This window comes from Pseudomonas sp. NKUCC02_KPG (assembly GCF_019345465.1).
Taxonomy (GTDB): Bacteria; Pseudomonadota; Gammaproteobacteria; order Pseudomonadales; family Pseudomonadaceae; genus Aquipseudomonas.
Genome location: NZ_JAHKRC010000046.1, coordinates 1 through 262, shown reverse-complemented (window position 1 = coordinate 262; position 262 = coordinate 1). Strand labels below are relative to the sequence as shown.

Here is a 262-nt window from a genome sequence, read left to right as displayed (position 1 = left end):
CAGTCTAACTTTCTATTACATACCCAAATTTTTAAAGAACGATCTAATCAAAAAGATCAGAAATCAACATTCACCATCGTTTGATGGAATGCTCATTTCTAAGCTTTACGACAGAAAAACCACAGAGCGACTCTGCAGTTATCGTCTTCTACAATGAATCAAGCAATTCGTGTGGGAACTTATGGAGCAGCTGATGTCGTCGATTAAGGAGGTGATCCAGCCGCAGGTTCCCCTACGGCTACCTTGTTACGACTTCACCCCA

The 262-nt window shown here is 42.0% G+C and carries 1 rRNA gene; it reads right to left on the bottom strand.

Annotation, left to right across the window (positions count from 1 at the left end):
- Positions 1 to 204: 204 nt before the first annotated feature.
- A 16S ribosomal RNA gene (locus KO536_RS24120) occupies positions 205 to 262 on the bottom strand; the annotation flags it as partial.